29 protein-coding genes are annotated in these 24,710 nt (G+C 45.2%); 18 read left to right on the forward strand and 11 right to left on the reverse strand.

All coding sequences use genetic code 11. The annotated features are described in order from the left end of the window. Positions 1-181 precede the first annotated feature (181 nt). The 4 genes from FFR00_RS14730 to FFR00_RS14745 form a co-directional block, all read right to left on the reverse strand. Positions 182-922, reverse strand: coding sequence for an OmpA family protein (locus tag FFR00_RS14730; protein WP_137674182.1), 741 nt, complete (start codon positions 920-922; stop codon positions 182-184). A 662-nt stretch (positions 923-1,584) separates the two neighbouring features. Next, complete coding sequence (gene yaaA / locus FFR00_RS14735; RefSeq protein WP_137674183.1) at positions 1,585-2,364, reverse strand: peroxide stress protein YaaA; 780 nt, start codon at positions 2,362-2,364, stop codon at positions 1,585-1,587. Between the two features lie 18 nt (positions 2,365-2,382). Continuing rightward, entirely contained in the window at positions 2,383-3,501 is a 1,119-nt protein-coding gene (locus FFR00_RS14740; protein WP_137674184.1) for a PilT/PilU family type 4a pilus ATPase, read from the reverse strand. Positions 3,502-3,509: 8 nt separating this feature from the next. Further along, positions 3,510-4,544 (reverse strand): type IV pilus twitching motility protein PilT, encoded by a 1,035-nt coding sequence (locus tag FFR00_RS14745; RefSeq protein ID WP_137674185.1) that lies wholly within the window; start codon positions 4,542-4,544, stop codon positions 3,510-3,512. A 25-nt stretch (positions 4,545-4,569) separates the two neighbouring features. Between FFR00_RS14745 and FFR00_RS14750 the strand changes: the two genes are divergently transcribed. From FFR00_RS14750 to hemW, 7 genes are all read left to right on the forward strand, one after another. Beyond that, positions 4,570-5,268: a YggS family pyridoxal phosphate-dependent enzyme gene (locus FFR00_RS14750; RefSeq protein ID WP_137674186.1), complete on the forward strand. Its 699-nt coding sequence runs from the start codon at positions 4,570-4,572 to the stop codon at positions 5,266-5,268. Between the two features lie 24 nt (positions 5,269-5,292). Continuing rightward, the gene (gene proC / locus FFR00_RS14755) at positions 5,293-6,114 is read left to right on the forward strand and encodes a pyrroline-5-carboxylate reductase (protein ID WP_137674187.1); all 822 of its coding nucleotides are present in this window, start codon (positions 5,293-5,295) and stop codon (positions 6,112-6,114) included. 17 nt (positions 6,115-6,131) lie between these two features. Beyond that, positions 6,132-6,707: a YggT family protein gene (locus tag FFR00_RS14760; protein ID WP_137674188.1), complete on the forward strand. Its 576-nt coding sequence runs from the start codon at positions 6,132-6,134 to the stop codon at positions 6,705-6,707. Then, positions 6,708-6,995, forward strand: a complete 288-nt coding sequence (gene yggU / locus FFR00_RS14765; protein ID WP_137674189.1) for a DUF167 family protein YggU — start codon at positions 6,708-6,710, stop codon at positions 6,993-6,995. Positions 6,996-7,053: 58 nt separating this feature from the next. Further along, positions 7,054-7,488 (forward strand): DUF4426 domain-containing protein, encoded by a 435-nt coding sequence (locus FFR00_RS14770; RefSeq protein WP_137674190.1) that lies wholly within the window; start codon positions 7,054-7,056, stop codon positions 7,486-7,488. A gap of 101 nt (positions 7,489-7,589) precedes the next feature. After that, complete coding sequence (gene rdgB / locus FFR00_RS14775; RefSeq protein ID WP_137674191.1) at positions 7,590-8,189, forward strand: RdgB/HAM1 family non-canonical purine NTP pyrophosphatase; 600 nt, start codon at positions 7,590-7,592, stop codon at positions 8,187-8,189. After that, complete coding sequence (hemW, locus tag FFR00_RS14780) at positions 8,183-9,331, forward strand: radical SAM family heme chaperone HemW (RefSeq protein ID WP_137674192.1); 1,149 nt, start codon at positions 8,183-8,185, stop codon at positions 9,329-9,331. The genes rdgB and hemW overlap by 7 nt, the downstream gene beginning before the upstream one ends. Positions 9,332-9,339: 8 nt before the next feature. Here hemW and trmB read toward each other — a convergent pair whose 3' ends face one another. Together trmB and FFR00_RS14790 are read right to left on the reverse strand one after the other, a co-directional pair. Continuing rightward, positions 9,340-10,074, reverse strand: a complete 735-nt coding sequence (trmB, locus tag FFR00_RS14785) for a tRNA (guanosine(46)-N7)-methyltransferase TrmB (protein WP_137674193.1) — start codon at positions 10,072-10,074, stop codon at positions 9,340-9,342. Between the two features lie 113 nt (positions 10,075-10,187). After that, positions 10,188-10,496 (reverse strand): DUF1272 domain-containing protein, encoded by a 309-nt coding sequence (locus FFR00_RS14790; protein ID WP_137674194.1) that lies wholly within the window; start codon positions 10,494-10,496, stop codon positions 10,188-10,190. Positions 10,497-10,574: 78 nt separating this feature from the next. On the opposite strand from FFR00_RS14790, the gene FFR00_RS14795 reads away from it, so the two are divergent. From FFR00_RS14795 to FFR00_RS14830, 8 genes are all read left to right on the forward strand, one after another. Continuing rightward, complete coding sequence (locus FFR00_RS14795; protein ID WP_137674195.1) at positions 10,575-11,111, forward strand: type II secretion system protein; 537 nt, start codon at positions 10,575-10,577, stop codon at positions 11,109-11,111. A gap of 69 nt (positions 11,112-11,180) precedes the next feature. Then, a complete protein-coding gene (locus FFR00_RS14800; RefSeq protein ID WP_137674196.1) occupies positions 11,181-11,672 on the forward strand; it encodes a cupin domain-containing protein in 492 nt (163 codons plus the stop codon). 5 nt (positions 11,673-11,677) lie between these two features. Continuing rightward, positions 11,678-12,607 carry a Gfo/Idh/MocA family oxidoreductase gene (locus tag FFR00_RS14805; RefSeq protein ID WP_137674197.1) on the forward strand — a complete coding sequence of 310 codons (930 nt, stop codon included), beginning with the start codon at positions 11,678-11,680 and terminating at the stop codon, positions 12,605-12,607. Between the two features lie 82 nt (positions 12,608-12,689). After that, positions 12,690-13,157, forward strand: coding sequence for an Lrp/AsnC family transcriptional regulator (locus tag FFR00_RS14810; RefSeq protein WP_137674198.1), 468 nt, complete (start codon positions 12,690-12,692; stop codon positions 13,155-13,157). Positions 13,158-13,166: 9 nt separating this feature from the next. Continuing rightward, the gene (mutY, locus tag FFR00_RS14815; RefSeq protein ID WP_137674199.1) at positions 13,167-14,225 is read left to right on the forward strand and encodes an A/G-specific adenine glycosylase; all 1,059 of its coding nucleotides are present in this window, start codon (positions 13,167-13,169) and stop codon (positions 14,223-14,225) included. A 49-nt stretch (positions 14,226-14,274) separates the two neighbouring features. Beyond that, positions 14,275-14,547 (forward strand): oxidative damage protection protein, encoded by a 273-nt coding sequence (locus tag FFR00_RS14820; protein WP_137674200.1) that lies wholly within the window; start codon positions 14,275-14,277, stop codon positions 14,545-14,547. Positions 14,548-14,808: 261 nt separating this feature from the next. Next, the gene (locus tag FFR00_RS14825) at positions 14,809-15,690 is read left to right on the forward strand and encodes an AEC family transporter (protein ID WP_137674201.1); all 882 of its coding nucleotides are present in this window, start codon (positions 14,809-14,811) and stop codon (positions 15,688-15,690) included. A gap of 116 nt (positions 15,691-15,806) precedes the next feature. Beyond that, positions 15,807-17,756 carry a methyl-accepting chemotaxis protein gene (locus tag FFR00_RS14830; protein ID WP_137674202.1) on the forward strand — a complete coding sequence of 650 codons (1,950 nt, stop codon included), beginning with the start codon at positions 15,807-15,809 and terminating at the stop codon, positions 17,754-17,756. 68 nt (positions 17,757-17,824) lie between these two features. Here FFR00_RS14830 and FFR00_RS14835 read toward each other — a convergent pair whose 3' ends face one another. After that, positions 17,825-20,194 (reverse strand): fatty acid cis/trans isomerase, encoded by a 2,370-nt coding sequence (locus FFR00_RS14835; RefSeq protein ID WP_137674203.1) that lies wholly within the window; start codon positions 20,192-20,194, stop codon positions 17,825-17,827. 201 nt (positions 20,195-20,395) lie between these two features. Here FFR00_RS14835 and FFR00_RS14840 point away from each other — a divergent pair, with 201 nt between their 5' ends. Continuing rightward, complete coding sequence (locus tag FFR00_RS14840) at positions 20,396-20,584, forward strand: DUF2061 domain-containing protein (RefSeq protein ID WP_137674204.1); 189 nt, start codon at positions 20,396-20,398, stop codon at positions 20,582-20,584. A gap of 11 nt (positions 20,585-20,595) precedes the next feature. Then, positions 20,596-20,790, forward strand: a complete 195-nt coding sequence (locus tag FFR00_RS14845; protein WP_137674205.1) for a DUF4250 domain-containing protein — start codon at positions 20,596-20,598, stop codon at positions 20,788-20,790. On the opposite strand, the gene FFR00_RS14850 is transcribed toward FFR00_RS14845, so the two are convergent. The 3 genes from FFR00_RS14850 to FFR00_RS14860 all read right to left on the reverse strand — a co-directional run bounded on the left by FFR00_RS14850 (position 20,777) and on the right by FFR00_RS14860 (position 22,773). Beyond that, positions 20,777-21,325 carry a peptide deformylase gene (locus tag FFR00_RS14850; RefSeq protein WP_161985178.1) on the reverse strand — a complete coding sequence of 183 codons (549 nt, stop codon included), beginning with the start codon at positions 21,323-21,325 and terminating at the stop codon, positions 20,777-20,779. The genes FFR00_RS14845 and FFR00_RS14850 overlap by 14 nt on opposite strands. Continuing rightward, positions 21,312-21,992, reverse strand: coding sequence for a hypothetical protein (locus tag FFR00_RS14855; protein WP_137674207.1), 681 nt, complete (start codon positions 21,990-21,992; stop codon positions 21,312-21,314). The genes FFR00_RS14850 and FFR00_RS14855 overlap by 14 nt, the downstream gene beginning before the upstream one ends. 67 nt (positions 21,993-22,059) lie before the next feature. Then, a complete protein-coding gene (locus FFR00_RS14860) occupies positions 22,060-22,773 on the reverse strand; it encodes an HAD family hydrolase (RefSeq protein WP_137674208.1) in 714 nt (237 codons plus the stop codon). A gap of 152 nt (positions 22,774-22,925) precedes the next feature. Here FFR00_RS14860 and FFR00_RS14865 point away from each other — a divergent pair, with 152 nt between their 5' ends. Further along, positions 22,926-23,162, forward strand: coding sequence for a DUF2375 family protein (locus FFR00_RS14865; protein ID WP_161985179.1), 237 nt, complete (start codon positions 22,926-22,928; stop codon positions 23,160-23,162). On the opposite strand, the gene FFR00_RS14870 is transcribed toward FFR00_RS14865, so the two are convergent. Next, positions 23,159-24,631: an MATE family efflux transporter gene (locus FFR00_RS14870; protein WP_137674210.1), complete on the reverse strand. Its 1,473-nt coding sequence runs from the start codon at positions 24,629-24,631 to the stop codon at positions 23,159-23,161. The genes FFR00_RS14865 and FFR00_RS14870 overlap by 4 nt on opposite strands. Positions 24,632-24,710: the final 79 nt, after the last annotated feature.

Below are 24,710 nucleotides of genomic sequence, written 5' to 3' on the forward strand. Positions count from 1 at the left end.
ACTTGGTCTACCACTGCCAATTTAAAGGCAAGAGAATAATTTCGTTGGGTACGTTTACTGGTTGTTTTCATGACACTCTCCAATTTCATGTTGGATATGTGTCAACCTTATTTAGGACGGTACACAATCACTAAAAAAGCCACGTTATGCGTGGCTTTTTGTATTTAAGAGAGCAGTAATGTTAATGGTATACGCGTACTTCCACTCTTCGGTTATGCGCGCGTCCTTCTTCAGTTGCATTACTAGCAATGGGAGCGGCAATACCTTTACCTTCTTCAACTGCAGCATCTCTAGTGACACCGGCAGCCAATAACGCTACACCAACGTTATGAGCACGACGATTACTTAATTCTATATTGTAACCTGGGTCACCAATGTTATCGGTATAACCAACCGCATCAATTTTGAGGTCATTGGCAATCACGGTTTTAGCGATACACTCTACTTTATGTTGCTCGTCGTGATGATATTCATCTTTATTAAAGCCAAACAAAATGTGTTCAAAGCTCATTATTTTATTGTCTTCAACCAACACATATTGCTCACAAGATTCGGGGATTAAAACCGCCGCTGCAACAGCAACTACCGCGACTTCTTCAATGACGACTTCTTCAACAACAATTTCTTCAACGATAACTTCTTCTACAATTTCACAGCCACGTTCATCAACTTTTGCACCAGCAGACGTGTCTGGACATTCATCAATACTGTTGGCCACACCGTCGCCGTCTAAATCAGGGTTTGAACATATTAAGGCACCAGCGATAACACCACCAACCATGCCTCCTCCGCCAGCAACAGAACCAAAAGCACCGCCAATAATGGGACACAATACTCTAACATCTCCCTCAGGAGGACTTGAACACCCTGCCAAGGTGGTTGCGCCAACTAGCGCCAATATCACTGCAATCTTATTTTTCATATTATCTCCATATGGCCTTGCTCGACGATTCTTGTCGATTACCTTGAGTAAAAAATAAGTCAGTTATTTACCAAAAAAAGCTGCTCTTCGGCCGCTACTTTTGATATTGGCAGGGCAGGAGTAAAAGCTCAAGTGAATTTAAGGTTAAAATCAATAAGGTGGTTTTGTTAAACTGATTAGTGAACTCCAACAGAGGTCTTTGGCGACTCGCAATCAAAGCCTATACCAATAGGAAAGCAGCTGCGTAGATCATAAGCGAAATCAAAATCACGGCAGGCAAACAACAACTCATTAACACCTATAGAGGGTTAGCGACACCTTGCTGAGGAATTCTTTAACCGTGTAATCCCACCCAAATAAAGGCGTAGCCTTAGATCTAGCTAAGTACTATTTCCAGATTACACATTTAGCGCGAAAACTTAGCCCCATCGAATACCACGCATAATTATCTGTCCTATGGCGAATAACGAGTTTATCTAATTTGCAAATAGGACTTCAGAAAAAAATTATGGGCTGGCGAAGGCTACAAACAATAGGCGCGAGCTTGGTTAAGCTGATTCTTAGCGTAAACAGTTCACCTACTTTTCACGAGGCGCTGTAAAGATTTTACGTATAAAAAAGCCCCATCGAAATGAGGCTTTATCATCTAAAAAAGAGAATGACTATTGCTGGGCTTCGTCGCGCAGAAACACGAGAGTGCTGGCATCAGAGCTCGCTTCATCAAAGTAGTAACCCTGGTAATCAAAATCACTCAATTGTTCCAAGCTAGTCACCTGCTTATCGAACATGTAGCGAGCCATTAAACCACGCGCTTTTTTCGCGTAAAAGCTGATGATTTTGTATTGGCCGTTCTTTTGATCTTTAAAGACCGGCGTAATTACCGTGCCATCAAGTTGCTTGGTTTTTACTGCCTTAAAGTACTCATTCGACGCCAAGTTCACCAGCACATTGTCACCTTGTTCAGCTAAAGCCTGATTTAACTTGCTGGTGATTATGTCACCCCAAAACTGATACAAATTAGTACCGCGAGCATTGGCCAGCTTTATGCCCATTTCTAAGCGATAAGCCATCATCAAATCAAGCGGACGTAACAAACCATATAAACCCGACAATATACGTAAATGCTGCTGAGCAAAATCCAGCTGTTTGCCGCTTAAGCTGGCAGCATCTAAGCCGGTGTAAACGTCGCCTTTAAACGCAAAAATAGCCTGGCGAGCCAAGTCTTGCGGTAGCTCAGTGCTCCATTCAGCAAATCGAGCCGCATTTAACCCCGCAAGTTTATCGCTTATTTTCATCAAGCTAGAAATGTCCGCCGGGCTTAACTGCCTAGCCACATCAATTAGCTCAGCACTATGCTCTAGCAACTCCGGGCGAGTATGCGATTGCTTGGCTAACTCTGAACTAAAATCTAAGGTTTTAGCGGGTGAAATAACGGCTAACATAATGCTCCTTTAATGACCTTAAAAATCGATGGTTACCCCATCTAACATTCCGCCATCTAAGTTATTCGATTTTTCAGAGCCATGCAATTTAATCATCAAGCGCAAATCGTTTGGCGAATCTGCGTGCGCAATTGACTCGGCATAGCCAATCACACCCGATTCATAGAGTTCAAACAAGCTTTGGTCAAAGGTTAACATGCCCTGTTCACGCGACTTAGTCATGAGCTCTTTCAGCTTATGCATGTCGCCTTTACGAATTAAATCTGCAGCCAATGGGGTGTTAAGTAGGATCTCAAATACACCACGGCGCCCATTACCATCTTTGGTTGGCACTAACTGCTGCGCCACAATCGCTCGCAAGTTAAAAGACAAATCAAAACATAACTGGCGATGGCGTTCTTCAGGCACAAGGTGCATAATTCGGTCTAAGGCTTGGTTGGCGTTGTTGGCGTGCAAGGTCGCCATACATAAATGACCGGTTTCAGAGAACTGCAGGGCAAATTCCATGGTTTCACGAGTACGGATCTCACCAATAAGAATAACGTCTGGCGCTTGGCGCAACGAGTTTTTCAACGCTTCTTCAAACGACGGCGTATCAATGCCCACTTCTCGCTGATTAACAATACAACCAGCATGTTTGTGCATAAATTCCACTGGGTCTTCAATGGTAAGAATATGCCCACTTGAGTTATGGTTACGGTAATCAATCATGCTCGCCTGAGTAGTCGATTTACCGGCACCCGTTGCCCCTACAAACAGAATCAAACCACGTTTAGACATTCCCACTTCTTTAAGAATTTGTGGTAGTTGAAGCTGCTCAAAACTGGGAATATCGGTTTCAATTCTACGAATCACCATACTTGGCTGTTCGCGCTGAAAAAATGCGCTCACACGATAACGACCCAAACCTTTACGGGCGATAGCAAAGTTAGCCTCTCGTCCGCTTTCAAATGCCTCAATTTGAGCGGGCGTGCGAATGGTTGCCAGCATTTCCATAACATTTTCAGGCATGAGCTTATGCTCGCTTAACGGTGTTAAGCGACCACTCACTTTTGCGCTAGGAGGAACGCCAACCGATAAGTATAAATCGGAGGCTTTACGCTCCGACATATCACTCAGTAGTTCATCAATTAACATGGTGACTCCTAAAAGTTATTTGCGTCAGCTGCTTTAAGCTTAGCGTCTTCATATGACACCATACCTTGGTTCACTAACTCTTTAAGGTTTTGATCAAGAGTTTGCATGCCATGCGCCATACCGGTTTGAATTACCGAGTACATTTGCGCCACTTTATCTTCACGGATCAAGTTACGAATGGCTGGTATACCAATCATAATTTCATGGGCTGCAACACGGCCGCCACCTAGTTTTTTAAGCAGGGTTTGCGCAATTACTGCACGTAATGATTCAGACAACATTGAACGAACCATGTCTTTTTCTGCCGCTGGGAATACATCAATCACACGGTCAATGGTTTTAGCCGCCGAGGTAGTGTGCAAGGTGCCAAATACTAAGTGACCGGTTTCGGCCGCGGTAAGCGCTAAGCGAATGGTTTCCAAATCACGTAATTCACCCACCAGAATAATATCGGGATCTTCACGCAGCGCCGAACGTAAGGCGTTGTTAAAGCTGTGGGTATCACGGTGTACTTCACGCTGGTTAATCAAACAGTTTTTGTTTTTGTGTACAAATTCGATAGGGTCTTCAATCGTCAGAATATGCTCGTGACGTTGCTCATTCACATAATCAATCATCGCCGCCAAGGTCGTTGATTTACCCGAACCAGTAGGGCCGGTGACTAAAACTAAGCCACGTGGGTGATCTGCAATTTGGCGAAAGATAGCAGGCGCGCCCAATTGGTCTAAATTCAATACTTCCGAGGGAATGGTACGAAACACTGCTGCTGCGCCGCGGCTTTGTTGAAAAGCATTTACCCTGAAGCGAGCAACACTTGGCACTTCAAACGAGAAATCGATCTCTAAGTTTTCTTCGTACTCTTTGCGCTGCTTGTCGTTCATAATGTCATAAATCAAGCTGTGTACTTGTTTATGCTCTAATGCTGGCATATTAATTTTACGCACTTCGCCATCAACTCGAATCATTGGTGGTAATTCGGCAGATAGGTGTAGATCCGACGCGTTATGTTTTACACTAAAGGCCAGTAATTCAGTAACATCCATTTAATTGTTTCCTCAATGTGAGACTATGAGCAGTATTACCCAAGCACTTCAATTTGTTAACCACGAAATTCAGCAAGCGTTAGCTCAAGCACATCGCCCCAGTGATGCTGTTGATTTATTAGCCGTTAGTAAAACCAAGCCTTTGAGTGACATTGCTGCCGCTTATCAAGCAGGCCAGCGCAAGTTTGGCGAGAACTACGTGCAAGAAGGCGTGGACAAAATAAACCTTAGCCAGCAACAAGCGTGGCTAAACGATCCCATTGAATGGCATTTTATTGGTCCCTTACAATCCAATAAAACCCGCTTGGTCGCAGAACACTTCGATTGGATGCAAACGCTAGAGCGCGCCAAAATCGCCGACCGCCTAGCCGCTCAACGCCCTAGCAACATGGCACCGCTACAAGTATGTATTCAAGTTAATATTAGCGGAGAGCAAGCCAAATCAGGAGTGAGCCTAGAAGATGTTAATCATTTGGCTGCACACATATCGCAACAGCCACAGCTGTGTTTACGCGGTTTAATGGCCATTCCACAAAATTTGAATCAAGGCCAAGAGCTTGCGCAACAATTTGCCGCAATGGCCAAAAAATATGCTGAATTGCAAAGCCAGTATGCTAGTGTCGATACCCTTTCCATGGGGATGAGCGGCGATATGCAGCTAGCCATCAATAACGGCAGCACCATGGTGCGGGTCGGCAGTGCTATCTTTGGCCAACGAAGCTAACTTTCACGAATAAAGGAATACAACATGACAGCTCGAATTGCGTTTATTGGTGGCGGTAACATGGCCAGCAGTTTAATTGGCGGCCTAATTGCCAACGGCGCAAAAGCTGGCGACATTACCGCTAGCGATCCCAATGTTGAACAACAGCAAAAGCTTCAGCAGCAGTTTTCAGTAAATGTTACCGGTGATAATGGCCAAGCCATAAACCAAAGTGATGTTATTGTGTTAGCCGTTAAACCGCAGCTTATGGCAGTTGTTTGTCAGGCCATCGCCGACTTAGGTATAAACCTAAGCAGTAAGTTATTTGTATCAATTGCCGCTGGTATTAGCGTACAACGCTTAAAAGGTTTGTTAGGTGAGCAGGTAGCCGTTGTTCGCACCATGCCTAATACTCCTGCTTTAGTTGGCCGCGGCATGACCGGTTTATACGCCCCTAGCGACGTAAGTGCCGAGCAAATCGCCGCAGCAGAACAGCTAATGCAAGCGGTAGGCGAAACCTGCTGGGTGAAGCAAGAAGACGACATTAACCACATTATTGCTGCTGCAGGTAGTGCACCTGCCTATTTCTTCATGTTTATGGAAGCCATGCAACAGCATGCTGAGCAACTTGGCTTTAGCCCAGAGCAAGCCAGAACCTTAGTGCAACAATCAGCTTTAGGCAGTGCCGAATTGGTTGCAGCAAACCCAGACCTTGATTTAGCGACACTTCGGGCCAATGTTACTTCTAAAGGTGGTACCACTGCCGAGGCGGTTCGAATTTTTGAAGAACAAGGTTTACGTAAAGTGGTTGCCAACGCCATGAACGCTGCGGTAGAACGCGGTCGTGAAATGGAAAGTTTGTTTTAATTTAATCAGAGGATCCTATGCAAGCGTCTAGTTACTTAATTGAAGTTGTATTCAACCTCTACTTAATGGTGGTGTTGTTACGTGTATGGCTGCAATTGGCTCGTGCCGATTTCTACAACCCACTCAGCCAATTTGTGGTTAAAGTTACTAACCCTGTGGTAGTGCCATTGCGTCGAATCATTCCCGGTTTTGCCGGAGTAGATTGGGCAGCAGTAGTGATTGCTTTTGCTGTAGTGGCTGCAAAATGGGTGGCTTTATACTTTATCACTGGCGGGCAAATATCTACGAGACTTGGAGTCGTGGGATTTGACTTATCTTCTGTACCTTTGTTATCGCTTGTAAATATTATAAAAGAAGCTGGAATGCTGCTGTTCTGGGTATTGTTACTGCGCGCTATTTTAAGCTGGGTAAGCCAGGGAAGAAGCCCGGTTGAATACGTACTTGGCCAATTAACCGAACCACTACTGTCGCCAATTCGCCGTATTCTGCCATCAATTGGCGGGTTAGATTTGTCCGTCTTGGTATTGTTTATCGGACTTAACTTCCTTAACCTTCTCATCGGCGAATGGTTTTATATATGGCAGATCGTTTAATTGCCGGCGATTAGTTATGATGACGTAAGCCTGCTTTTGCAGGTTTACGTGCAACCCAAGGCCAGCCGAGATGCCATTGTAGGTTTACATGACGAAGAGTTAAAAATTGCCATTACCGCCCCACCCATTGATGGTAAAGCTAATCAGCACCTCGTCAAGTATTTAGCCAAGCAATGCAAAGTGGCTAAGTCTCAAGTGAGCATTATACGGGGCGAACTGGGGAGACATAAAACGGTGAGCGTAAGCAACCCCACTATTATTCCCGAGATAATTGCCAAGTTGATGTAACTTTTGTTAGCTACATTCTTTCTATACTAAAACCATATTTGTTTAAAAGGTCGCCATTATGAGTAAGTTTTTATTAATAAGCTTAATCTCAAGTTTGATGTTGTTTACCCTACCTAGCCGCGCAGAACAAAAGGTAGTATTGGGTGATTACGAAGTCCATTACGTGGCATTTAATTCTACTTTTATTCCCGCAGAAGTCGCCAAAGTATATGGGCTGCAACGCAGCCGCTATAACGGCCTAATCAACATAACGGTATTGGATGGTAAATCGGCTGATAAAAAGCCCGTCGCCGTCAAAATATCAGGCACAGCGCGCAACTTAATTGGCAATCAAACCAATCTAGAATTTAAAGAAATTCGCGAAGGTGAATCGGTGTATTACATCGCTGAATTGCGCCACAGCAATGAAGAAACCTTTCGCTTTAAAGTGATTGTAGATGATGGGAAACGCCAGCAAACCCTCGAGTTTCAGCAAAAGTTTTACGTTGACTAAACGTTTTTCTGGCTAAGTTTCGCCCTAAGGTTATCTTTAGGGCGAATGGTTTTAAGCCCCTATCTCCATTCTTCAACCACTGCTACTTTATAGGAACCGTCATGCAAAAAGTTGTACTCGCCACCGGTAACCCCGGCAAAGTTGCCGAGCTCTCTGAGCTACTCAAACCGCTGCAAAAACAAATTATTGCCCAAAGTGAATTTACAGTTGAAGACGCAGACGAAACCGGCACTACCTTTGTAGAAAATGCCATCATCAAAGCCCGTCATGCTGCCAAAATCACTGGCCTTGCGGCCATTGCTGATGACTCAGGTTTAGCCGTAGATTATCTAAATGGTGCGCCAGGCTTGTACTCTTCTCGCTATGCTGGCGCGAATGCAAGCGACCACGATAATGTGCTTAAACTGCTTGAAGCATTGAAAGATGTGCCCAGCGACCAACGCGGCGCTGAGTTTCATTGTGTATTGGTGTATCTACGTCATGCCGAAGACCCTGCTCCGCTAATTTGTCATGGCAAATGGCGTGGCACAATTACCACAGATATTCATGGTGCTGGCGGGTTTGGCTATGACCCTGTGTTTTGGGTTGAGCAACACCAAGCGACTTCTGCGCAAATTAGCAAAGCCGATAAAAATGCCTTAAGCCATCGCGGCAAGGCACTACGCCAGTTGCTTACGCAAATGGAAACAGAAGCATGCTAAGCCCTGCGCTAAGTTTGTATGTGCACGTGCCTTGGTGCGTGCAAAAATGCCCCTATTGCGATTTTAATTCCCACGGCTTAAAGCAAAACCTACCCGAGAAAGAGTACATTCAAGCCTTGCTGGCTGATTTAGACCAAGATTTACAGCGCTTCCCTGCCATGCAAGGGCGAGAATTACACAGTATTTTTATTGGCGGTGGCACTCCTAGTTTGCTTTCCGCTCAAGCGATTAGTGATTTACTTAATGGTGTAAAGCAGCGTTTAGTCCTCAGCTCTAACACTGAAGTCACCATGGAAGCCAACCCTAGCACAGCAGAAGCCGATCGTTTTGCTGGCTATTTTCAAGCTGGCGTAAATCGCTTATCAATTGGTGTACAAAGTTTTCAGCAACAACACTTAGACAAACTAGGTCGCATCCATAATGGTGAAGAAGCGATTCGTGCCTTTGAGTTTGCTCAACAAGCGGGCTTTAAACGGATTAACCTAGATTTAATGCATGGCTTACCTAATCAAACGCTTGAGCAAGCCATGCAAGACCTACAGCAAGCTTTTGCCCTTGGCCCAAGCCATTTGTCTTGGTATCAACTTACCATTGAAGCCAACACTGCTTTTGCTTCACGCCCGCCTAAATTGCCTAACGAAGATTTACTCTGGGATATTTATGAACAAGGCCACCAGCAATTACAGCAAGCGGGGTTTAATCAATACGAAGTATCGGCGTATTGCCGCGATAGTGACCGCTCGCAACACAACCTCAATTACTGGCGCTTTGGCGATTACCTCGGCATAGGCTGTGGCGCTCATGGCAAACTAAGCGACTTAACTGGCCAGCGTTTACTTAGAACCGAAAAAGTAAAACACCCTAAAGGCTACCTGGAACAAGATCGCGACTTTTTGTTTAAGCAATGGGCAGTGGAGCCTAGCGACTTAGCCTTTGAGTACTTTTTAAATCGTTTACGTTTGTTTGAAGATATTCCTAAGGCCGAATTTGAAAACCTAACGGGCTTAGGGCTGGATACGCTTGAATCTTCATTAAGCGATGCCAAGCAGCAAAGCTTATTGGAAGAAAATGAGCACTATTGGATAGTGACAAAAAAAGGCCGTTTATTTCTAAACGACCTTCTTAATTGCTTTACCGATTAAGGATAGGCTTAGGCTTCTCTAGCGAAGATTAAATCCCACACGCCGTGGCCTAAACGGTGGCCGCGGTTTTCAAACTTGGTTAATGGGCGCCATTCTGGGCGTGGCACGTAATCATTGGTTTCTGAGGTGTTTTTATAACCTGGAGCCGCTTGCATCACTTCCAACATATGCTCTGCATAGTTTTCCCAATCGGTCGCCATGTGGAACACACCGCCAACTTTTAGCTTTTTGCGCAGCACTTCTACAAACTCTAATTGCACAATACGGCGTTTATGATGGCGAGATTTATGCCACGGATCTGGGAAGAACAATTGCACAGTATCGAGGCTGTTATCAGCAATACTATCATTCAATATTTCTACGGCGTCGTGTTCAAATACACGCAGGTTTTTAATCTCAGCGTCAATGGCGTCGGCCATACAAGCGCCTACGCCAGGGCGGTGCACTTCAATGCCAATAAAGTTGGTGTCTGGTGCGTTTTTAGCCATTTCAACTAACGATGCGCCCATACCAAAGCCAATTTCTAGTACCGTTTTAGCGTCGCGACCAAATACCGCTTCAAGCGAATAATTGCTTGCCTGATGATCCAAGCCTAACGTAGGCCAAAACTCGCTTAGCGCATTCTCTTGGCGTTTGGTTAAACGGCCTTCGCGTTTAACAAAGCTACGAATCTTACGTAAACGTTTGTCTTCTACTTGCTCTTGAGGTGCCTCAGGAGTTGGATTTTGGTCTTGCTCGCTCATGATATTTCCAGACTAGATATTACAGTGACATTCTAAATGTAGAACAGGGCTGGCATTATCCAAAGATCTCGCAGTTGTGCAAGCTTTGCACGCGCGAGTCCTTAAGATTTTTCCTAGCGTTGTTCAGGTAACTTACCCGCCAAGCGCGTGACTAACAACTGCTGAACAAGCGGGTCTACCGGCTTAACAACCCGCTCTGTGCTAGCGGGATAATGAGTGACACAATTGCCGTTTACCCAATCGTGCTTAGGCCGAATAGGCCGCGCAGTAAAACCACCGCCGCAATTGGGGCAAACATTATCTAAGTGGGTCTCCACGCATTCCACACAAAAAGTGCACTCAAAAGAGCAAATCATTGCGTTGCTAGCATCGGCAGGTAATGGTGCTTCACAACACTCACAGCACGGACGTAATTCCAGCATAGTCACTCCTATTCGTTATTGAGTATCTATAATAGAACAAGAAACGGTTTTATAAACATATTGGATACAACACTATTGATGACAAGCTTTAGGCAACAGCAATTTGGCTTCACCCTGATTGAACTAGTGATGGTGATTGTTATTCTTGCCATTATTGCGGTGGTGGCAGTGCCTAAACTTATCAACCTTAAAACCGATGGCAAAGCTGCAGTACTCAACACCATCGGCGGCTCTATGCAAGAAGGCCTGAGACTGGTTTACACTGAGGCTGCACTGGAAAATAAAGCCATTGGTAATCAGCAAATCAACTACCTTGGCACGCCTTTACCAATTTACAATGGTCACCCTGCCGTAGAGGGAACAGACAGCTTTGAAGAACTGAATCGACAAGTACAAGCTTGGCTCAGCATCGACTCTGTAGCACTAACCACCATTACCGCAGACAACAATGCAGCCCCATTTTTTATAGATAAATCCACCGCGTTTAATCATATCTATATTTTCTTTTCTGAAGACTTAGCGAGTAAGAGTGTGTTCTTTAATTGCCATGTGCTTTATACCAACCAAGAAAATGGTAGCGGGCCTAGCGTTACGGTAAAAACTAGCGATTGTTAAAGCAAACCGCTGCTTCATCATCTCACAGATATCTATTACACTAAGTTTGAATACATTGAAGGACACATCATGAAGTCAAAGCCAGCAGTCCGCTTGTTTAGAGAGCAGCAATTTCATGGTGGCGACCACCCACTTTATCTCGGTAACGGACACAGTTTTAAGCAAGCAGAACATATGGCCACCGTGGTTTACCAACCCGCTCATTTAAACCACAACGCACCACAAGGCATGCAGGGTAAAGGCCGATTAGACGGCACTTGGATTTATAGCGAAGAGCCAGATAAAGCCGAAGGTATTCTGGCTAGCGGCATTGAACTGGTCATGGACTCAAGCTTAGAAGCAAACGCTAGCATCGGGCTACATCAGCATACACACACCGAAGAATTGTATTACCTGCTGAATGGCGAACTTCAGATCACTGTTGTCGACGGGAAGCAACAGCAAACCCAGCATCTAAAGGCTGGTGACTCACACTGCATTCACCCAGGCCAAAGCCATTTTGTGCAAGCCGGTGAAGATGGTGCTCGCTTCATTGTTGTTGCAGCTAAAGCTAGTACGTAGAGCGTATGACTGTGTTAAAAAATCCGCTAATCAACAACATTAACACCGCAGCAATAATTGGCTGTAACTGGGGCATGGTGCATGTTGATGCGCTCAAACAAAGTGGCCTAAAAGTCGTTAGCCTTGTCGACTTGGAGCTGGCAAAAGCGCAGCGAGTTGCTCAGCAACACAATATTGCGCATGCCTGCAACCACATTCAGCACGTTCCCGCTGTAGACTTGGTGCTTATTGCCACACCAGCGCTAAGCCACCAAAAGCTTATTCAACACTTTAAAGACAGTGCGATTATTTGTGAAAAACCACTACTGGGTTTAAGCCAAGTAGATAACAACTTTATTTGGCCGCAGCGGCTTTGGGTGAATTATGCCTTTAGCCAACTGGCCAGCGCTAAGCTGCTTGATTCATTGCTTAGCGGCTATTCTCAGCCAGCCCATGTGCGGTTGAACTCACAGGTTAACCTGCCCCTCAACTTTACCTTAGAGCAGTGGTTTTTAGAAACCACTAGCCATCCTTTATCTTGGCTATTACACCGTTTTGGTAAACCTTCTCAACAGCAAAAAATAGTGGACGGCCAAAGGCTGAAATTACAACTACAAGCTGGTAAACACCTCATCGATGTGGATTTTCACTTAGGTGGAACTGCTGGTATTTTTCATCAAATAGACATCACCATTGGGCAAGATAGTTTATCCCTGAACGGCGAATATGTACCGGGTAAACCTTGGCGATTTTCGCCGGTAATGCTGAATCAACAAGCACAAAACCAAGGTGAATATAGCCCACAAGACTGCTGGATTGAGGCTAATCAACGCTCCAGCCAAAAAATGATTGAACAATTTAGGGGTAACATCTCTCACGCCGATTTTCTTGAGCAAGGGGGTTTTGATGCCAGTAAAGCACTGTGGTTAGAACAAGCCTTATTCGGTGACAAGTAGCCACACAAAGATAGCGGTTGTTAATTGGCGTAAAGCACGTAAAAATAGAATCACTTTTCTTGATTTGGGCAATCGTTAAAAAATGAAACTCGATAGTAAAGACAAGTTAATACTCGATTTGCTGCAACGAGACGTGAGTATTGCGCTCAACGAGATTGCCGAGCGTGTAGGTTTATCGGCCACACCTTGCTGGCGCCGCGTGCAAAAACTAGAGCAAGCCGGGTTTATTCGCCATAAAGTGGCTCTACTCGACAGAAACAAACTCAATCTAGGTGTCACGGTGTTTGTTAGTGTTCGCACTTCACAGCACGATCCCTCTTGGTTAGCGCAGTTTAACCAAGCAGTACAAGACATTCCTGAAATCATTGAAGCCCATCGCATGAGTGGCAGCATCGACTATTTGCTTCAAGTCGTAGTGCCCAGCATTAACGACTACGACAAAGTGTATAAACAACTGATTGAGCGTTTAGCCTTTACCGATGTCAGCTCTGCCTTTTCAATGGAAGTCATGAAATCCACCACTTCTTTGCCCACACATTATTTAAGCTAGCCCTACGTTATGAGTAATACAATTCAAGCATTTCCCACTCGAGTGGTGGACTGGTACCACCGCGCTGGCCGTAAACATCTGCCTTGGCAGCAAGACAAAACACCTTACAAAGTGTGGCTGTCGGAAATTATGTTGCAACAAACCCAAGTCGCTACGGTAATACCTTATTTCGAACGCTTTATGCAACGCTTTCCTAATGTCACTCACTTAGCAGCAGCAGATACTGATGAAGTACTACACCTATGGACAGGCTTAGGTTATTACGCCCGCGCCCGCAATTTACATAAAGCAGCCAAAGTGATTGCCGAGCAGTACCAAGGGCAGTTTCCAGAAGACATTGAGCAAGTCATAGCGCTGCCAGGTATTGGCCGCTCTACCGCAGGTGCGGTGTTATCACTTTCTCTTGGTCAGCACCACGCCATACTCGATGGCAATGTAAAGCGGGTATTAGCTCGTCATCAGGCCATCGCTGGCTGGCCCGGTAAAAAGCCCGTAGAAAACCAACTTTGGGAACTTGCTGAAGCAAACACTCCTGCTCAGCAAACCACTGCTTACAACCAAGCAATGATGGATTTAGGCGCGATGATTTGTACTCGCTCAAAACCTAAATGCGAGCTCTGCCCTGTGGCGGAAGACTGTGTGGCACTAGCCACTCAGCGCCAAGGCGACTTTCCAGGGAAAAAACCTAAAAAGGTACTGCCAGAAAAGCCAGTGCAAATGTTAATACTGCACTGGCAACATGAATACTTGCTGTTTCAACGCCCCATGCAGGGTTTATGGGGCGGTTTGTACTGCTTTCCAGAAATAGCGCTAGAAGACAGCATTAGCCAATGGTTAGAGGCACAGCAATTAAGTGCCGATGCGATTTACGAGCTAGAACCACTTCGCCACACCTTTAGCCACTACCATTTGGATATTCAGCCAGCATTGGTTGAGCTAAGTGAAGCGCCGCCACTACAAGTCATGGCAGACAACCAACAACTTTGGTATAACATGCAAAACCCGCCAAAAGTTGGCTTAGCGGCCGTAACCGAAAAGCTGCTAAAAATAGCGCAACACGCACTTTAAAATTTAAGCCTGCCGTACAACACAGCAGCGCATGTAATAAGGGATAATTATGGCTAGAACAGTATTTTGCCAACGTTTAAAGAAAGAAGCCGATGGCTTAGATTTCCAACTGATTCCTGGTGATGTCGGTAAGCGCGTGTTTGATAACATCAGCAAAGAAGCTTGGACTGAGTGGCAAAAGAAACAAACCATGTTCATTAACGAAAAAAAGCTCAACTTGATGAATCAAGACGATCGTGAGTTGCTTCAGGCTGAAATGGTGAAATACTTATTTGAAGACGGCGAAGTAGACATTGAAGGCTACACCCCGCCAAGCAAATAGCTCATGCTAATACCGCATTAAAAAACAGAGCCTTGGCTCTGTTTTTTTCACATGGATTATTTGCTATTAGGCGGCACTTGAAAATAAGCACTTTTTGCTGCTTGGTAAGCATTCAAGTCAACACCTTTCCCCTGATAAGTCATTCGAATTTGAGTCGGGTGCTTACTGTGACCGCAAACGGCGCTTGCCCTTGCCACTATTTGCTAATGAGCTTATCAATGCGTTTCTGCTAAGCTAGTTTTTTTATTCGGGGTAAACGCCGTGGCTTGGCAAATATTAAGTATTGTTGCTCCACTTGTAATTATAGTGGTGCTAGGACTGCTTTACGGGCGCAAACATCGCCCCGACATTAGTGCTGCAAATCGCATGAATATGGAAATATTCTGCCCTGCATTAATCTTTTCGGTATTGGCGAACACTCAACTTGAACTAAGCGATTACAGTGAATTACTGCTGGCATCCATTTGGGTGGTATTAGGTTCAGGGCTTATTTTATGGCCGCTAATCAAAATTTTTAAACTTAAAGCGCGCACCTTTCTACCACCAATGATGTTCAACAATGCCGGTAACCTTGGACTACCGCTGATTATTTTGGCCTTTGGTGAAGCCGCCATGCCCATTGCAGTGATCCTGTTTGTGGTAGAAATGGTATTGCACTTCTCGGTGGGGCTGTATTTTATCGACTCCCAAGCCAAGCTGCTTTCTACCCTAAAAATCCCGGTGATTATTGCTGCTATCGCTGGCCTCATTTGGGGCGGCTTGGAGCTATCCTTGCCCACCATCATTGCTACTCCAATCGACCTGCTCGGTCAAATATCGGTACCACTTATGTTGTTTACCCTAGGTGTAAGATTGATTGACGTGGATTTGAAAGACTGGAAAATTGGCTTATTAGGCGCTGTAGCTTGCCCGCTTAGTGGCTTGATATGTGCAAGTATTACCATAATGATATTGCCGCTAACACCGCTACAACAGTCTTGTTTGATTTTGTTTTCTGCGCTGCCACCAGCAGTACTCAACTTTATTGTTGCTGAGCAATATCAGGTAGAGCCACAACGCGTGGCCTCTATTGTGATGTTAGGAAACATCGCCAGCCTGTTTTTTATTCCCTTAACATTATTCTGGATATTACCTGCAGCTTAAGCCAATGCTTAGTCTTCTAAACTCCCGAGCCATTTAAACAAAGCACAATCCTCATTTAGTAATGCCGTTTAATTTAACTATATTTATCTATACAAACTCGATTAATGGATTAACAAATGAAAATAAGAACAAAGTTTTTGTTGCTGTTACTCGCTGGTGTAGTTTTTCCGGTTTTAGTCATCTCAATCATTACTGTATGGAACGTTAGAAGTAATGCCGAACTCAGTTTTGAACAACGAAGTACCGCGGAACTAGGGCATATCGACACAACCTTTTCTATCTACCTCAATGGCTTGGCCGAAGATGCTAAGTTTCTTGCCAACTCCTATACCATCCGTCAATTAGATCACTCTATTACCACCTATATGGGCAAAGCAAGTAAACCTATGACCCCCGATAAAAACGGTGGCGTTGAACAAACTGCGTTTCATTTCATGCGCGAATTTGGTGAAGCTCGCCCAGACTTAGCCTACGTATATTTAGCCATGGACCACGGTGGCTATATCCAATGGCCACTCGGCAAAAACTCTGCTGATTATGATCCTCGTATACGCCCTTGGTATCCGCTTTCCATCGACTCTACTACGCCGGTTCGTATTCCTGCTTATCAAGACCTAGTCAGCAAGACACCTTTAGTGGATTACATGGTACGTTTTGAAGGACAAAATGGCGCCTTTGGTACCATTGGTGTAGACGTGACGCTAAACAAACTCACCGACTTAATTAAAAAGATTAAATTTGGAGAACAAGGCTACATCATCATGATTGAGGACTCCAATACCATATTGGCCGACCCCTCCAGCGAAGATAATCTATTCCAAGACATTAGCGACGTAACCAGCTACCAAGCCATTAAAGACTCGCCCCCCGGTTTGCACACTATTGAAAAAGATGGTGAAACTTGGTTAGCCAACGTGTATTTATCTCCCGACCTCAATTGGCGCTTTATTGGCTTTATGCCCGCCAGCGAGGTTTACCAGCAAGCCAACTCCTTAATTACCTTAATCATGGGCGTGGCTATTTTAATGGTGGTGGTCTTTATTGCACTTGGGTTCACCTTGATGAATGTCATCACTAAACCAATGATAACCATTACCGAAGGCCTAGAAGGTATAGCCTCAGGTGAAGGCGACTTAACCCAGCGCCTTAATATCCACTCCAATGATGAATCGGGACAGATGGCCGATGCCTTTAACCGCTTTGTTGAGTCTATAAATTCCTTAGTGGCCAGTATCAAAGGCAATAGTGAGCAAGTAGATAATTCAGCGGCTCATGCCAGCGAACTGTCTAGTACCATGAAACAAATAGCCGAAGGACAATTAGCCGCGGTAGAGCAAGTATCCACCGCTTTTCATGAAATGGTGGCCACCTCTAACGAAGTGGCCTCAAACTGCAGCCAAGCAGCCACCAGCGCCGATGATAGCCAACAGCAAGTGGAAGAAGGTCATCAGTTGATTCAAGATACTGTACTAGCCGTTGGGCAGCTCGAAACGACCTTAAACGAATCTAATCAGGCTATGGATGAACTGTCACAAGAATCGGCCAATATTACGGTCATTTTAGATACCATTCGTGGTATTGCTGAACAAACCAACTTACTGGCGCTCAACGCAGCTATTGAAGCGGCGCGTGCTGGTGAACAAGGCCGTGGCTTTGCAGTAGTCGCCGATGAAGTTCGTACTTTAGCTGGGCGTACCGCTGAGTCCACCGAAGAAATCGATAAACTACTAAGTAACCTACGCCAACAAACCGCTAATGTTGCCTCTAAGCTGTCGAGCAGCATTGAGCATTCATCAACCTCAGTTACGGCCACCAATCAAACCAGTACGGTATTTGAGGCTATTTTGCAGTCGGTACTCACTATACGGGATATGGCGACCCAGATTGCCGCTTCGGCAGAAGAGCAGCATTTAGTCGCCGAGGAAATTAATCGTAACATCACTGATATTCACGACGGCTCTAGTCAAGCTAATCAAGTATCACAAGAGCTTGAAGATAGCGCGACCACCTTAAACTCCCTGGCCGGTAGCCTACAGGAAATGGTCTCACGCTTTAAAACTAGTTAGTCACTCTCTAATACAAAAAGCCCAAGCAAACTTGCCTGGGCTTTTTCTGTTTCTATCGCACATCTGGCTTAGCGATTTTCTAAACGGCTGTAATCCAATATTCCAGACTCAAGCGGCTCTGCTTGTAGGTATGCTTGATGCAAACGGTCGCTAAATGGCCAGAACTCTTGGCTTGTTCTGCGAATACCATAGCGCTTCATAAAGGCTTGATATGAAGCTTCGTCATTCACATGCACAAGTTGCTGCTGCAAGCGTTTAAGTTCAGATTTCTGTACCTGCCAAAATGCGCCAGGATAAGCCCCCACTATACCGGGTAACAAAGAAACATGATCTTGGTCTGGGATACGATTATCGTCTTCTAGGAATAAACTAGAGATGTTGGTATGCGCATTGTGTCGCAATAAGGTGAAATACTCGGGTTCAGTTTTACTCGGTTCATCCACTTGAATAAACACCACCTGCGGTAACAGTTTAACCGCCCCTCCTTTCCAAGCATCTATCTGAATCGCAAAGTCGCTGATTTCGCGAGAAAACTTAGGGAAGGTAATATCATGTTTCTTAGGTAATGCCGACGCTAGCTTCTCATCAAGCATATCAAACAGTTGCTGTTTATAGGGTAAGTCATCTCGGTATTCAACTGCGCTTTTAAAAAATGCTTCTTGTGGACGAGACTCTACAAAATCAACAATTTGTTTATCGGCTCCCACATACCAGCTGCGTAGTTCGTCGTAACGCATTTCGGCAGGTAACAAAGAAGTAAAGCTGCCCTCGCCTTCCATACGTAAAAAGTCCATATACAAGCGCGTAACTAACTGATGACCTAAATTGCCATAAGGGTCAAAGCCAGCCACCAATAAATAATGAATACGCTCAAATAAGGAATAATCAATTACCCATGCTGTTTTAGGTTGTTTACCTACAGTGCCTTTGAGTACGCTGGCACTGTCAAAGTGACGAAATATGGTTAATGCAGCGTTGGGGTTGTCACCATCACCATCCCAAAGTAAATCTAAGTTCAATAGGCTATCGTCTTTATTTAACCAGTTTTTCGCTTCTTCAATACTGGCTTTAATGTATTTACGGTGACGCTTGGAATAGCTGATCCAAGTACTAATTGGCAGTACATTACTTTGCTCCACAGAAGGCATGCGTAAATGTTCACTTTGCTCTACCAAAAACTTTGCTTGTTGCTGTTCATAGCGGTTATCTGGATTAGCAAAATACACCCAAAAATGATCTTGAATCACATTGAGCGCGACCTGACCTCTACATACTGGGCCTTTCATAAAGCCCATAATGAAGGTTTCCGCATCGTCTAACATAAAGCGGTAACGGCCATTAACGGTGAGATCCTGAAAGGCCACAAATGGGTTGCCAGCCACTTTAGGTTCATAACCAGGCAGCTCATTCACGACCGTATCATCACCCAAAAACCAGTTTTTCCAACGCTCGGCGCGAGCCTGATCTAAACGGTAAGGAATATGCGTTTTTACCACTATGCTTTCACGTTCTGGCGCAAGGCGGTAATAAACTCGCTCAACTTTTGGATCATCATAAGGTCTGCGAGTAGCAATTTGATCAATAGGATTGCCCGGCGCGGTGCGCGAGCGAACTAGCTTAAAAAAGGCCGGACGAGTATTGGGATCGTCAGCAAAATAAAGGTGGGTTATAAACAAATGCTCGTAAATATAACGGGCCATCAGGCGTTGTTTTTTTGAATCGCCATTTAACAAGGCTTCCCATTGTTCAACCTTATCCATTAGTTTGTTATGGGCGCTTAAGTCATCAGCCATTGGAGCACCACTAGCTAACCAAGCGGTGAGTGTATCGAACTCCTCATCGCTTATCTCGGGCAAGCCGTAAGGCATGCCCCACTCAGGGTGAGATGCTTGCACCTTAGCGTAACCCTCAATGCCTACACATTGCTGGGTTCTATCCAATGCGAAGTCAAACGCTTCGGGGTCGAGGATCTCATCGCCGGGATCTACATAGCTGCGCTTTTGTTTTAACGCTTGATACATTACGCCCGCTTCAAGGTTTGCCTCTTCAGTTTGAACCCGTTCATTTAATACCGGATTAAACCCTTTTTGACGCCACATTTGAGTAGATTTAGCATCGGTATATAAACGTGTTGTTGGCGCAGCAGTAACCCGGCTTCCATGATAAACGCGAGCAGTAGTAACACCCCGGTCGATGCCAGCAGCTGAGGTTAGTTTTAATTGGCAGGGCGCGTCGTAACAGGCGTGGCACATAACGCAGCGTTGATCGAGGATCGGTTTAACCTCACTCAAAAACTCAGCGGCTGGAGGATAATTTTCAGAAAACACGCGGGGTTGCACAGAGGCTTTGCCAAAGCGCTGGTCGAATTGATTAACAATAATGGTAGAACAGCCTGCAATTAACAGCAGGAGCCAAAAAACACTAAAACGTCGAAACATAGCTCTTCCCTGATCAAGTTAGCGCGGCATCTTACACTACTTACAATGCCTTAAGTATACATCAACTCATGATTTTTTAGCCTGGCTTTACACTTCACCACAGTAGCGTTTCAACAAAGATTAAAAAAACATCAAAAACTACTTGAACCATCAAATGATAATGATTATCATTTAGATATAGATTAAAGAGGGGACAGACAAATGATTAAAACAATAACTTTTGCCAGCATGCACTTTAGCATCGCTTTTTTGGTCACTTGGTTATTAACTGGCGATATTATGATTGGTGGTTTAGTAGCTATTGTAGAGCCTGCAGTGAACAGCGTGGCCTACTTCTTCCATGAAAAAGCTTGGGTAAAATGGGGTTTAAGCCCTACTCCTCAGCATTAAGGAGCGGATAAATGTTAGACCAAAACCGTGTACAAACAATGGATATTAATATCTTACTGAGCATTATTAACATGCAGGTGAGAAATGACTTTTCGAGCTTTGAGGAGTTATGCCATTTTTACGAGCTCAACCAAAACCAATTAGTACAGCGCTTGGCACTTGCAGGTTATACCTTACAAGCAAACCAGCAATTTACTGCGGCATAAACTGTTGCTGGTAGTCTTGTTCAGAGATAAGACACGCCGCATCAGGTACCCGTTCAACAATACAAATACCTTGTAAGTGGTCATACTCGTGTTGAATGATCCTGGCAACAAAACCACTATAGCGCGCTTCTAAATACTCGCCTTGCACGTTTTGATAACGCAGCATAATTTCGCTAGCCCGAGCAATCTTCGCTCGCTTACCTGGCACACTTAAGCATCCCTCCCAACCAAGCTCTTGCTGTTCGCTATACGCGACAATCTTAGGGTTACAAATTTCAAAGGCCGGCAGATTTGGGGCATCGGGATAACGCTGATTTGCCTTACTGGCCACAATCATTAACTGCCACGACTTTCCTGCTTGCGGCGCGGCTATACCTACACCTTGAGCGTCTAACATGGTAAAACGTAAACGTTCTATCCATGCCAGTTCTTGCTCATTTAAAGGAAAGCGCACAAGGCCTGCCACTTGTTTAAGCACAGGGTCTGGGTAAGTCGCTAATGTTAAAGGCTGAATGCTTATGTTAGCTGGCCTCACTCTCACTGTTCATGGCACTATAAGCCCGATAAGCAAATACTAGAAAGAATGCTTCAAGTATTTGTCCTAGCACTCGGTTACTAAACACCAGTACTTCACTGGCTTGCTGCGCCAACAACCAACGATGAACGCCCCATACAGGAATCATAGTGACTCCAGCTACAATAATCACACCAGCTAATAGTGGCCACTTGTATTCTTCGGTTTGTTTCCAACTGGCGCTAATCGCTTGCAGCGGTGTAGTTCTATGTAATACGCAGTGCAAATCGGCCACAATTAAACGGCTGGCGATAACAATGCCCGGCAAAACAAAAAAACTCAGCCCTAACATCACTAAGCTAAAAGTCATGGCAATTACTAAAAATAAACTGGGCCAGATGCTCAGGGCAGCTTCAAAGCAACGACTAATCGACCACGGCTGTTGCTTAATGTGACTTCGCATATAAAGAATGATTGCGCCTTGGTAGATTGGCTGCATTAACAAGCCCAAGCCAACAAACATCCAATAATTAATCGCCGACTCTTCGGGTAAGTTCTGTACATACATACTTTGAATTGCCGCAAAGGGGATTGCAAAAGGCAACACCATTAAAGCAATAGCCATAAAGTGCCGACGGTAGAAATGAACACTGTCGGCTAACCAATCCCACAAACCACTAACTGCCATGGTACTCCTTTAACCATTTCCCTTGCGTTAAATACAAAACCACCTCTTAAACCTGTTTGCGCCAGCGCTACGCCAAGCGAACACATTCCAATAATTGAGAAAGACCCGAAATTTGCCAAGTCACATTATCAAAAGGTTGAGCAACTACTTCACCAGCGACTTGGCGCTGTAACCATACACTAGTAAGGCCAGCTGCTTCAGCCCCTTGAGCGTCATTTTTAAAGTTATCCCCCACATAACAGCAATCTTTGGCAGAAAGCTTGGCCATAGCGAGGGCTTTATCAAAAATGGCGGGATCAGGTTTAGCGGAACCGGCCGCTTCGGCAGTTAATACAAACTCAAAATAGTGAGTAAGACCAGCCGCTCTAACCTTACGCTGCTGCATATCTTCTGGGCCGTTCGAGACCAATGCTAATCGCCACCCTTGCTGACGCAATTTGTCTAAACAAACTAAAGTATCGGGGTAAAGCTGAGTGGCAGCTATATATTGCTGCATAAAATACTCAAAAGCGTCTTCAGCTTGCTTATCGCTTAATTCAGGTTTTTGTAAGGCTTCGCGGGCGCGCGCTTGGCGCATTTCTGCAGCACTTAACTGGCCCTGCAAAAAAGCGGGATAATGCTGTTTAAGCGCGCGACGCCAATGGCTCATTGCTTCAGCTTCGAGCTCTGGTTGGTAGTGTGTAAACAGCGCTTTAGCCGCGGTTTCAGTGGCGATGGCATCATCAACCAAAGTATCGTCTAAATCGAATAACAGCATGCTTGCTGAGGTTTGAGACGTCATTCATTTCCCCTTTTTTCAGCCAGATTAGCGAGCTAGCTTTAGAAGTCAACGATTGTTTACAGGCTGCATATTAAGCCTGACAACAAAATGCAGTGATCTATCAGTAGCCTGCTACCGTTATTTGTATGAGTAACATATTAAAGGGCATAAAGATGAACACTCCATCAGTCAGCTTAAGTGAAGTGACCCTGCTATTTTACCCTGAAGATAAGCCCTATCAGCTACAATCACTGGTGCTTAAAGATCAAGTAAAAACCCAGCAAGGCCGGGTAATGATCAGCGCTAAATACAAGCAAGGCAAAATCATTGTGGCGGTTATTGAAGGCCATGCTGAATTGCTAAACCTATTGGGCGATCGCTTTGATGGGCGACCCGCCTCGGCAGCTTAAGACTTGGCTTGCGCAGGTTCAGCTTCGCCGTTGCTTATGTTGTCCACTTCCGCTTCGGCGCACATGTAGGCGCGACTAGAACAAAATGGGGTAAGCGGCACACTTGGCTCCATTGCTTGCTCTTGCTCTGTAATGTGAGATTGATGTTTATCGGTCACTTTACCTACCACATAAAACGCCATTCTTAAGGCCAACAAGCCAAACACAACGGTGCCTAAGGCTTGCCCACCCAGCACACCTAATGGGCCAAACCACTCCCCGCCTAAATATACAAACGGCATGGTGCCTAAAGTTGCTTTACCAAAATTGAGCATGGTAGATGTGCTGGGATAACCTAGATTATTAAAGGCGGCGTTGGCCACAAACATGGCGCCGTTAAATACAAAACTAAAGCTAATCCACGTACAAAAAAAGGCGATCACTGTGGCGGCTTCCCCACCCACTCCAAACACCCTAATGATGTGGTTTTGGCCCAATAACATAAGCAGAGATACCACGACCACAAAGCCACCGTTAAACCATAAAGCCTTGCTCAGTGCTTCACGAACGCGATCGTAATAATGGGCACCAAAGTTTTGTCCGACTATCGGGCCAATAGCACCAGATAAGGAGAAAATCATCCCAAAGGCCACCGGCATGATCCGTCCAACCACAGCCCAACCAGCAACGTAAGCATCGCCAAAAACCGCAATCGCGGCAGTAACATAAGCATTTCCGAGCGGCGTTGCTACATTGGTCATCATCGCAGGGCCAGCTACTTTTAAAATACCGCGTAAATCTTCCAGCAACCTTTGCCCGCTGAATCGAGCAAACAGGTTATGCTCGTACACCACGCCGTATAGCGCGACACCAGCCACCACAAAACGAGCGATAACAGACGCAATAGCCGCTCCTGGCAAACCTAAACCAAGGGCAAAAATGAAAATAGGGTCAAGAACAGCATTCACCCCTCCCCCAGCCAAAGTAGACCACATGGCTCGCTTGGCATCGCCCACCGAGCGCAATGCTGCGCCAGCACTCATGGCTAAACCCAGTATCGGCAATGAAGGCAGCAAAATACGAATATAAGTTACCGCCAGCTCATGGGTACGCGCTTTAGCACCAATAAGGCTTAATAATTCAGGGGCGAAATACCACACTAAAGCGGCAAAGGATGCGCTAATGATAAAGCCAGTAAACAGAATATTGGTGACCAGTTGCCTAGCTCTAGCTTTGTCTTGCTGGCCAATGGCCTTAGAGACCAGCGCGGTCATAGCAATGGATAAACCAATGGAAATAGAGGTAGTAAAAAATGCGATAGTTCCAGCGTAACCTACCGCGGCAGCCAGCTCTGCTTCCCCCAGTAAACTGATGAAAAATAGATCGGCCAAATCAACGAGAAAAAGAGCAGTTAAACCAATAGCATTGGTTGAAGACATCACCACTATGTGGCGAAAAATATCACCGGAAACAAACTTGGCCTTTGGCATAGAAACTCGCAACACGATTGGATAGCTTCTAGTGTAGGCGCAAACTGGTGTTGAGTCATGGGCAGAATAGCCCCTTATT

The organism is Agarivorans sp. Toyoura001 (genome assembly GCF_005405585.1).
GTDB lineage: Bacteria > Pseudomonadota > Gammaproteobacteria > Enterobacterales > Celerinatantimonadaceae > Agarivorans.

Coding starts and splice junctions, on each gene's coding strand:
- FFR00_RS14730 (WP_137674182.1), bottom strand. CDS start 922: ATGAAAAATAAGATTGCAGTGATATTGGCGCTAGTTGGCGCAACCACC.
- yaaA (WP_137674183.1), bottom strand. CDS start 2,364: ATGTTAGCCGTTATTTCACCCGCTAAAACCTTAGATTTTAGTTCAGAG.
- FFR00_RS14740 (WP_137674184.1), bottom strand. CDS start 3,501: ATGTTAATTGATGAACTACTGAGTGATATGTCGGAGCGTAAAGCCTCC.
- FFR00_RS14745 (WP_137674185.1), bottom strand. CDS start 4,544: ATGGATGTTACTGAATTACTGGCCTTTAGTGTAAAACATAACGCGTCG.
- FFR00_RS14750 (WP_137674186.1), top strand. CDS start 4,570: ATGAGCAGTATTACCCAAGCACTTCAATTTGTTAACCACGAAATTCAG.
- proC (WP_137674187.1), top strand. CDS start 5,293: ATGACAGCTCGAATTGCGTTTATTGGTGGCGGTAACATGGCCAGCAGT.
- FFR00_RS14760 (WP_137674188.1), top strand. CDS start 6,132: ATGCAAGCGTCTAGTTACTTAATTGAAGTTGTATTCAACCTCTACTTA.
- FFR00_RS14770 (WP_137674190.1), top strand. CDS start 7,054: ATGAGTAAGTTTTTATTAATAAGCTTAATCTCAAGTTTGATGTTGTTT.
- rdgB (WP_137674191.1), top strand. CDS start 7,590: ATGCAAAAAGTTGTACTCGCCACCGGTAACCCCGGCAAAGTTGCCGAG.
- hemW (WP_137674192.1), top strand. CDS start 8,183: ATGCTAAGCCCTGCGCTAAGTTTGTATGTGCACGTGCCTTGGTGCGTG.
- trmB (WP_137674193.1), bottom strand. CDS start 10,074: ATGAGCGAGCAAGACCAAAATCCAACTCCTGAGGCACCTCAAGAGCAA.
- FFR00_RS14790 (WP_137674194.1), bottom strand. CDS start 10,496: ATGCTGGAATTACGTCCGTGCTGTGAGTGTTGTGAAGCACCATTACCT.
- FFR00_RS14795 (WP_137674195.1), top strand. CDS start 10,575: ATGACAAGCTTTAGGCAACAGCAATTTGGCTTCACCCTGATTGAACTA.
- FFR00_RS14800 (WP_137674196.1), top strand. CDS start 11,181: ATGAAGTCAAAGCCAGCAGTCCGCTTGTTTAGAGAGCAGCAATTTCAT.
- FFR00_RS14805 (WP_137674197.1), top strand. CDS start 11,678: ATGACTGTGTTAAAAAATCCGCTAATCAACAACATTAACACCGCAGCA.
- FFR00_RS14810 (WP_137674198.1), top strand. CDS start 12,690: ATGAAACTCGATAGTAAAGACAAGTTAATACTCGATTTGCTGCAACGA.
- mutY (WP_137674199.1), top strand. CDS start 13,167: ATGAGTAATACAATTCAAGCATTTCCCACTCGAGTGGTGGACTGGTAC.
- FFR00_RS14820 (WP_137674200.1), top strand. CDS start 14,275: ATGGCTAGAACAGTATTTTGCCAACGTTTAAAGAAAGAAGCCGATGGC.
- FFR00_RS14830 (WP_137674202.1), top strand. CDS start 15,807: ATGAAAATAAGAACAAAGTTTTTGTTGCTGTTACTCGCTGGTGTAGTT.
- FFR00_RS14835 (WP_137674203.1), bottom strand. CDS start 20,194: ATGTTTCGACGTTTTAGTGTTTTTTGGCTCCTGCTGTTAATTGCAGGC.
- FFR00_RS14840 (WP_137674204.1), top strand. CDS start 20,396: ATGATTAAAACAATAACTTTTGCCAGCATGCACTTTAGCATCGCTTTT.
- FFR00_RS14845 (WP_137674205.1), top strand. CDS start 20,596: ATGTTAGACCAAAACCGTGTACAAACAATGGATATTAATATCTTACTG.
- FFR00_RS14855 (WP_137674207.1), bottom strand. CDS start 21,992: ATGGCAGTTAGTGGTTTGTGGGATTGGTTAGCCGACAGTGTTCATTTC.
- FFR00_RS14860 (WP_137674208.1), bottom strand. CDS start 22,773: ATGACGTCTCAAACCTCAGCAAGCATGCTGTTATTCGATTTAGACGAT.
- FFR00_RS14865 (WP_161985179.1), top strand. CDS start 22,926: ATGAACACTCCATCAGTCAGCTTAAGTGAAGTGACCCTGCTATTTTAC.
- FFR00_RS14870 (WP_137674210.1), bottom strand. CDS start 24,631: ATGCCAAAGGCCAAGTTTGTTTCCGGTGATATTTTTCGCCACATAGTG.